Origin of the sequence: Holospora undulata HU1 (genome assembly GCF_000388175.3) — a bacterium.
GTDB classification, from domain to species: domain Bacteria; phylum Pseudomonadota; class Alphaproteobacteria; order Holosporales; family Holosporaceae; genus Holospora; species Holospora undulata_A.
The window spans coordinates 1-7,800 of record NZ_ARPM03000168.1 but is presented as its reverse complement, the minus strand read 5'-3'; the positions used below and the strand labels follow the sequence as shown (position 1 = coordinate 7,800).

Genomic DNA, 7,800 nt, shown 5'->3' with positions numbered 1-7,800 from the left:
GTGATTTTATTATTATATCTATTGACATCGTAAAGTTTTCCTAGTCTCTCTAACCATATATCAATACATCATTATAAAATTAAAATTTTATACTCATAATATCTATCTCTACCACTTTCAACACTTATGGGCTATAGGGGCGACCGAATGTCATTCGTGCACTTTTGGACGGCGTTCTTTTGAATGGGAGTCTGTTTGAAACAACTATAAATATCTTGGGGTTCAACGCGTGGATGCTGCAAGATTTGATCCCCAAACTTCCTGAAAAGCAGTGTGGGTCATGGACAATGCAGCTTTTCCCGAAAACCAAGACATGCTATGGGCCTTGAAAGCTTCAGGACACACTCTTCTCTATTTTTTTGCCTTATTCACCAGACATCAATCCCATCGAACACAAAATGAGTACAGGAAAAGGCACTTCAGCACACTCCTCTTGGATGAAGTATAGAAACTCTCTTCCACGATACCTATATTCATTTTATGTAGATTTAGCCGTAGATGATTATTGTAGCCGATTCATAATTAAACGTAAAGTTAATCTTATTTCAACTGTTTATACCTATGGAGTTAGCTAAATGATAGTTTACGAAGAAGTATAATGAGTGAAACTTTTTTCTAAAAAACGCTGTTGATCTATGAGTTTTTTTCGCTTTCTCACCTAAATGGATTTTTTTAAACTTTCGTTAAAAACCAGCACCACTTATCACAACAAAACAAAAAAACGACAAAATAACCTTAACTTTTTCACATACCATTGTTTTCACTGGTATCGTTCAGCCTGTCTGTCGTTTTTTCTATAAAGATTTATAAAGAGTTATCTACAGCTTTTAGCATCAAAAGATCTTGCTCTATGCGATTAAGTATTATTTTATTTTGTTTACATCTCTCTTCAAGAGAATGAACAACATTCGGCAAAGCTTTTGTGCAAAACTCTTGACAAGAAAGACGATTTTCCCACTCGTCAAGCTGAGTTTTTATTTTTAAATAATTCTTTTCAAGACGCTCTAACTCTTTTTCTATATCCAATAAATGTTGAAGTAAAAAAATTACCGTTACTTCACCTAAATGCACGCTTAGCCCCTTACTGGAACAGGGAGGATGACCATCAAAAATTTTACACACAGTATGCGTTATTCGTTCTATAAAATTTTTGTGATGAGTCAAAATTTCCCTATCCCCCCCTGTATAGATGTGCAGCTCTATGGGACAAATAAATGAAATTTTAAATTCTGCTCTTAAACGGCGAATACTCGTTATAATCTCTTGAATACACTCAACCGGAGGAGAACAAAACTGAAATTCTTGTAAAGTTGGCCAATCTTGTTGCCAAGCGCCACTTGCTTCTGTCGGGTTTATTATTTCCCACAATGTTTGAGAAGTAAAAGGAATAAAGGGGTGTAAAATTATCAACATTGTGTTTATCCCCCACCCCATGACATGATGAACTTCTTGAATATCTTCCTTGCTTGCGTGCTTTAGTGTGTCTTTGGCCCATTCAATATACCAATCGCACACAACTGCCCAAATGTTCGTGTAAATCAAAGAAGCGGCTTCATGAAAACTATAAGAATGAAGAGATTTTTTTACGCGCTCCCCCAGATCCGTTATGCGTATGATTACCCAACGATTCATATCTTGAGAAATTTTTTCTGGTAAATCAAATCGCCCATGAATACGATTTAATTCCATAAAACGCCCTACATTTTTTAACTTAGTAATAAAATTTCTAGCTTGCTCAACATGCTTTACCCCAAAAGCTGTATAAGAAGACGGCGTGGACACCAATGTTAAAGCAAACCGCAATGCGTCCACCCCATACTGATTGGCCAATTCCATAGGATTAATCACGTTTCCCTTGGTTTTTGACATCTTTTTCCCCTTTTCATCACATACCAAAGGATGAATGCTGATATGCTTAAAGGGAGGAGCCTTAGTTAATTCAAGTCCTAACATCATCATTCTTGCCACCCAAAAGAAAATAATATCAAATCCCGTTACAAGAACGTTTGTGGGGTAACACGCGGTAAATAAAGGAGAATCCTTTTCTGGCCATCCTAGTGTGGAAAAAGGCCAAATTCCAGAAGAAAACCACGTATCTAATACGTCTTCTTCTTGTTTTAGTGCTCCAGAGCTGCCTTGAGTCTTTGCCAAAAGCTCTGCTTCTTCTTTGGTATGCGCTACAAAAATACTCCCCTTTTCATCGTACCACGCAGGAATTTGATGTCCCCACCAAAGCTGACGAGAAATACACCAAGGTTGAATGTTTTTTAACCATTCCTCATAAGTTCTTTCCCACTCTTTTGGAAAAAACTGACATTCCCCATTTTTTACAATATCCAAAGCACATTTTGCCATCTGAGCAGTATCCAAAAACCACTGTTCTGTTAAACGAGGCTGAATAACTGCCCCAGAACGTTGACTATAAGGAACGCTGTGCTGTATCGACGACCAGCTGATTACTTTTTTTCCTAATTTTTCTAAAATCAAGTTCCGAGCCTCCAAAGAATCTAGAGTGCAAAACTCTTTGGGAACAGTATCGTTTAAACGCCCCTCTTCATCAAATATATCTATGCAAGGCAAATTGTGCCGCTGGGCAATAGAAAAATCCAAAAAATCATGAGCCGGCGTAATTTTAACAGCTCCAGTGCCCTTTTCAACATCTACAGCTTCATCTGCAACAATGGGAACCCAACGATAAACTATGGGAACATAAGCCTTTTTCCCGATATATTCCTTATATCTTGTATCTTCAGGATGCACTGCAATCCCTGTATCCCCTAATAAGGTTTCTGGTCTTGTGGTTGCAACATGAATTTCCCCCCCCCCTTCTATATCATAGGAAAGTGTCCAAAGCGTTCCTGCTTCTTGAATGTTTTCCACTTCCAAATCGGAAAGAGCAGTGCGTAATACCGGATCCCAACTGACTAAACGCTTTGCTTTATATATTTTTCCTTTTTTGTAAAGACGGATAAACGCTTCTCGGGTTGCATAAGATACTCCTTCGTCTAAAGTAAAGGTTAATCGCCCCCAATCTGCTGCAAACCCCATACGTTTCATTTGGTCTAAAATATTCCCTTCATGTTCTTCTTTCCATTGCCACATATGATGCAAGAATACCTCTCGTCCCAAAGCTTTTCTGTTTTTTCCTTCTTTTTCTAAGGCTCTTTCCACCATCATTTGAGTCGCAATCCCAGCATGATCCGTACCAGGAAGCCACAATACATTCTTTCCTAAAGCTTTATGGAAGCGTATCAAAATATCTTGCTGAGTAGAAGATAAAGCATGCCCCAAATGCAACGACCCTGTAACGTTAGGGGGAGGCATAATAATCGTGTACGTTTCTTTTACCTTATCTTCTTGATCGTAACGAAAATATTCCCACCAACGCTGCTTTAAATGTTCACTTTTTTCCATTTTATGGAATCGACAAGAGGTATCCACTTTATGTTTGCCTTATTAAAAAAACAACAAAACAAGGGTAGCAAAATTTTTTTTAAAAAGACAGAAAAAAATAAGACACCCCTTCCATTTCGTGAAAAAGCAGGAATTTTCAAAAAAACTCCCCCTTTATCACGATTTAGAATTTTAGAATTTCTGGTATTTTTCCAAGCAACTTTACATCAAAAAATGTGTACAACATCACTTAATACTTAATTTTTTAAATGATTATCCCTGAATCTTTTGATTAACGTTTTGATTGGCATTGTCTCGATCTAACCTTGCAAATACTTCTTCCCAAGTTCCTTGAGTTGCACTTTTTGCGTACTCGGTGGCACGATTTTCAAAAAAATTCGTGTACTCAATTCCGCTAAGCAAAGGATCAATCCACTCTAAAGGATTTTTCTTTACATGATACACTGGATTCATAAGCAGCTGTTCAAATCTACGATCTGCAATATAATGTATGTACCCTTTAACCATTTCTGGAGTCAATCCTTCAACTGGCCCCTGTTCAAATGCAAGATCAATGAACGCTTCTTCATGAGAAACCATAGTTCTTCCGATAAGCTCTACTTCTGCTTTTACAGAATCAGTCCAAATCCCTGGATGTTCTTGCAAAATAGAATAAAATAACTTAAGCAAAGAATGCACATGCAGTGTCTCATCTCGAACAGACCAAGTAACAATCTGTCCCATTCCCTTCATTTTATTAAATCGAGGAAAATTCAACAGCATAGAAAACGAAGCAAACAACTGCAACCCTTCAACAAAAGCAGCATAAACAACCAACGTAATAAGCAAGTCTTTCAGTGTGGCCTTGTTTTTAAACCGCTTCATATAATCCCACTTGTTTTTCATTTCCTTGTACTGAAAAAATGCCTCATATTCTATCTCTGGAATCCCAAGACTGTCCAAAAGATACGCATAAGCAGCAATATGAACTGTTTCCATGTTAGCAAAAGAAACAAGCATCATTTTCACCTCAGTGGGTTGAAAAATCTGAAGATAATAACTGGTATAGCACCCCCCAACTTCAATATCAGATTGAGTAAAAAACCGAAAAATGTTAGTCAGAAGATTGCGCTCCTGATCTGTTAACACGCTCTTCCAGTCACGAACATCACTATGGATAGGAACTTCTTCTGGAAGCCAATGCATACGTTGCTGAGTTTCCCATGCCTCATAAGCAAACCCATACCGAAATGGTTTGTAGACTGGATTTTCGCGAAACAAAAAAGACCGACTGTCCTCAATGCTAGAGTGCTCTGAAACCCAATTAGACCCCATAGAATTCTCTGTTTGAATATTGACCATTTTTTCCTCACTATTGACACACCAAGCAGTTTTCATATTCTAGCTTTAACATCCCGCTATCGGAATAATATTTATCTACCATTGATGAAAAAACTTGTTGTGCCTGTTTAGCATCATGGTTGGTTTCACCTGATTTTAAAGACCTAGAGCGCAAATAATACAAGCTTTTTACTCCTTGTTTCCAAGCATTCCAATGCGCATCATGCAAATCATTCTTAGACACGTTGGGGGGAAAAAACAAATTGAGAGATTGCCCTTGATCAACGTATGGAGTTCGCTCTCCTGCCAGTTGAATAAGGTGCTGAGGATCTATTTCGTAAGCAGTTAAAAACACAGCTTTTTCTTCTTGAGATAAAATATCTAAATGCTGAACAGATCCGTCATTTTCCAAAATGGATTCCCAGACTTCTTGGGTGTCTGCTCCCTTTTTTTCTAAAAGCTCTACGAGATATTGATTTTTGATGAAAAACAATCCACTCATCGTTTTATGCGTATAAGCATTGGCCACAATCGGCTCAATTCCAGGAGAAGCCCCCCCGCACAAAATAGAAATAGATGCTGTCGGCGCAATGGCAGTCGCATAAGAAAATCGCTCCATAACGTTTTTTTCTTCAGCATCTTTGCAAGGCCCACGCTCTTGAGCCAAAATTTTTGAAACAGCCCTAGCAGATTGATGAATATGAGAAAAAATATACTTATTCCATGTGCGTGCTAGCAGTCCATGCATCGGAATCCCTAAAGATTGAAGAAAAGAATGCCATCCCATCACTCCAAGCCCCACTGCCCTTCCCCGCTTAACAGAATAAACCGCATTTTTAAAGGAATCAGGAGCTTTACAAACAAAATCTTCCAACACATTATCCAAAAAACGCAAACAATCTTCGATGAAAGAGGTATGGTCCTTCCATTCCAGAAATTTGACTAAATTCAAAGACCCCAAACAGCATACTGCCGTACGATTGGTCTTATGGTGATCTAACCCGGTAGGCAAAAAAATTTCTGTACACAAATTTGAACTTTTAATTTCCAGCCCTAGCTCTTTTTGATAGCAGGGAATAGACGCATTAACATGATCTATAAATATCAAATAAGGTTCACCAGTTTCCAGACGAATAGTAAGTAATTGAATCCAAAGTTCTCTAGCATCCACCGTTTCTGTAACACTCTGGTCATGAGGGTTTATAAGATCCCAAGGCTTACCATACTGAACCGCATCCATAAACGCATCTGAAATCACAACTCCGTGGTTTAGGTGAAGAACTTTGCGCTGAGGATCTCCTCCAGAAGGGCGACGAAACTGGATAAAATCCACAATTTCAGGATGGGAAATCGGCAAAAAAATGGCAGCAGCCCCCCTTCGCGTCCCTTGAGAAACGCATTGAGTAATCGACTCAACTATCTTTGCAAAGGGAATAACTCCGGCAGCCTCTTTGGCCCCCACCCTTCCTGCTGGACGCAAATTTCCAAAATAACTCCCAATTCCCCCTCCACCGGCACCTAAAAACATGTTTTCTATTAAAAGCCCTGCTACAGAATCTAACGCATCTTGTGCTTCATTTAAGTAACAAGAGATAGGAAGGTGCAAAGAAGCAGACTCTGGACGATTTTTTTTGTTTAACTCGGCAAGTCCCGCATTGCCCAAAACAGGTGTTGCTGGCATAAACCAAAGAGAAGAAATATAATCGTACATGCGCTGCGCGTGAGAATTATTATCCGAAAAAGAACTTGAAACACGCTCAAACATTTCCTGATAGGATTCGCCCCCATACAGGTACTGGTTTTCCATGGTGGTTTTTCCAAATTCGGTTAATAAATGATCTTTTTCAGCATCAAGATTCAAAAAACCGTTGTGTAAAAAAGAATAGTTTGCAGTACGATGAAAAGAAGGCTTACTAGTTTTTACATGAAATGTCATTGGATCAGCATCTGTCCAAAACTCAACTTAAGGATTTTATCATATTCCGTTTACGAAACATAGAGCTCAAATTAAATCTTTCAAAAAAATATAAAATAAAGTGTTAATTTTTTCACTGAGTAATTCACAAATAAGAACTAAAGGAAAACCTGATGTACTCAAAAATTAAATTTAACTTTTTGTATAAAAAAATAAATTTTTTTATATTCTTAAAGCAAAAAAAGCACACCCTTTTTGCTATTTTCTATAGCAGCAGTCGTTTATTCATCTGAAAAAAATCCCCACTCCGTAGCTACGAAAAAAAATTCGTAAATTACTTTATCCCTTCTTGGTTGTAAAAATTATCCGCTTTCCTAATAAATTTCTTCTCATTTAATTCTTTTGGGTACGTAATTTTTAAAAACATCAATATACTTTTCACAAACTTTTTCCCATTGAACTTTTTTGAATTAATCAGAAAAATTTAGTACATTTTATTTACACAGTTTTTAAATATACTCATGCTGAATGAAATAGTTTAAAAGTTTAATTTTATGTGTTAATAATTTTTTTTTATGCAAAGATTTCTGACAGAAGAAGATCGTGTTGCGTTAAGAACACAGCATCGGCAAGAAAAGAACCGACGCTTAGCAGATAGAATTAAGGCTGTTTTGTTATTCGACAAAGGGTAGAGCTATCGTCAAATTGCTAAAGCTCTTCTGATTGACGATCGTAGAGAAGTATAAGGAGAATCAAAAGTTAATGGTGTCAAGCAAGCTGAATATTTCACAAACAGAAGAACTTATCGCACATTTGGAAAGCCATAACGTATATGAAAGTAACGATATGCACTTATGTTCTTGAACCCTATGGCTGCGATTTAAGGCAAGACGTCGTGGCTGCACGCCCATAATTTTTCATTTAAAAAGCCGAAAAGCACGGCCCGCAAAGGCAGCCAAGCAGGAAGCCTTTATTCATTATTACGAGACGGTGATGACAACACCGCCAGAGGATGCCCTCTTCTTGTTTGGTGATGACATTCCCCCCACACCATGGCAACGAAAATCACCTGTAAGGCACCCCCATTGCCATGACAGCCTTACACGCATGAAGCTGATGGGAGCCCTTGGATTTGACGGGAGGTGTTCTTA

The 7,800-nt window shown here is 38.0% G+C and carries 3 protein-coding genes; all 3 read right to left on the bottom strand.

Annotated features, from left to right (window positions below; translation table 11 throughout):
* Positions 1-804: 804 nt before the first annotated feature.
* Positions 805-3,441: a valine--tRNA ligase gene (locus K737_RS05245; protein ID WP_006298989.1), complete on the bottom strand. Its 2,637-nt coding sequence runs from the start codon at positions 3,439-3,441 to the stop codon at positions 805-807.
* Between the two features lie 225 nt (positions 3,442-3,666).
* A complete protein-coding gene (locus K737_RS05235) occupies positions 3,667-4,791 on the bottom strand; it encodes a ribonucleotide-diphosphate reductase subunit beta (protein ID WP_006298985.1) in 1,125 nt (374 codons plus the stop codon).
* The gene (locus K737_RS05230; protein ID WP_006298983.1) at positions 4,766-6,670 is read right to left on the bottom strand and encodes a ribonucleoside-diphosphate reductase subunit alpha; all 1,905 of its coding nucleotides are present in this window, start codon (positions 6,668-6,670) and stop codon (positions 4,766-4,768) included. Before K737_RS05230 ends, K737_RS05235 begins: the two co-directional genes overlap by 26 nt.
* Positions 6,671-7,800: the final 1,130 nt, after the last annotated feature.

Bases quoted from the DNA above. Each gene is read 5' to 3' on its own strand.
- K737_RS05235 (WP_006298985.1), bottom strand. From the start codon at position 4,791: ATGAAAACTGCTTGGTGTGTCAATAGTGAGGAAAAAATGGTCAATATT.
- K737_RS05230 (WP_006298983.1), bottom strand. From the start codon at position 6,670: ATGACATTTCATGTAAAAACTAGTAAGCCTTCTTTTCATCGTACTGCA.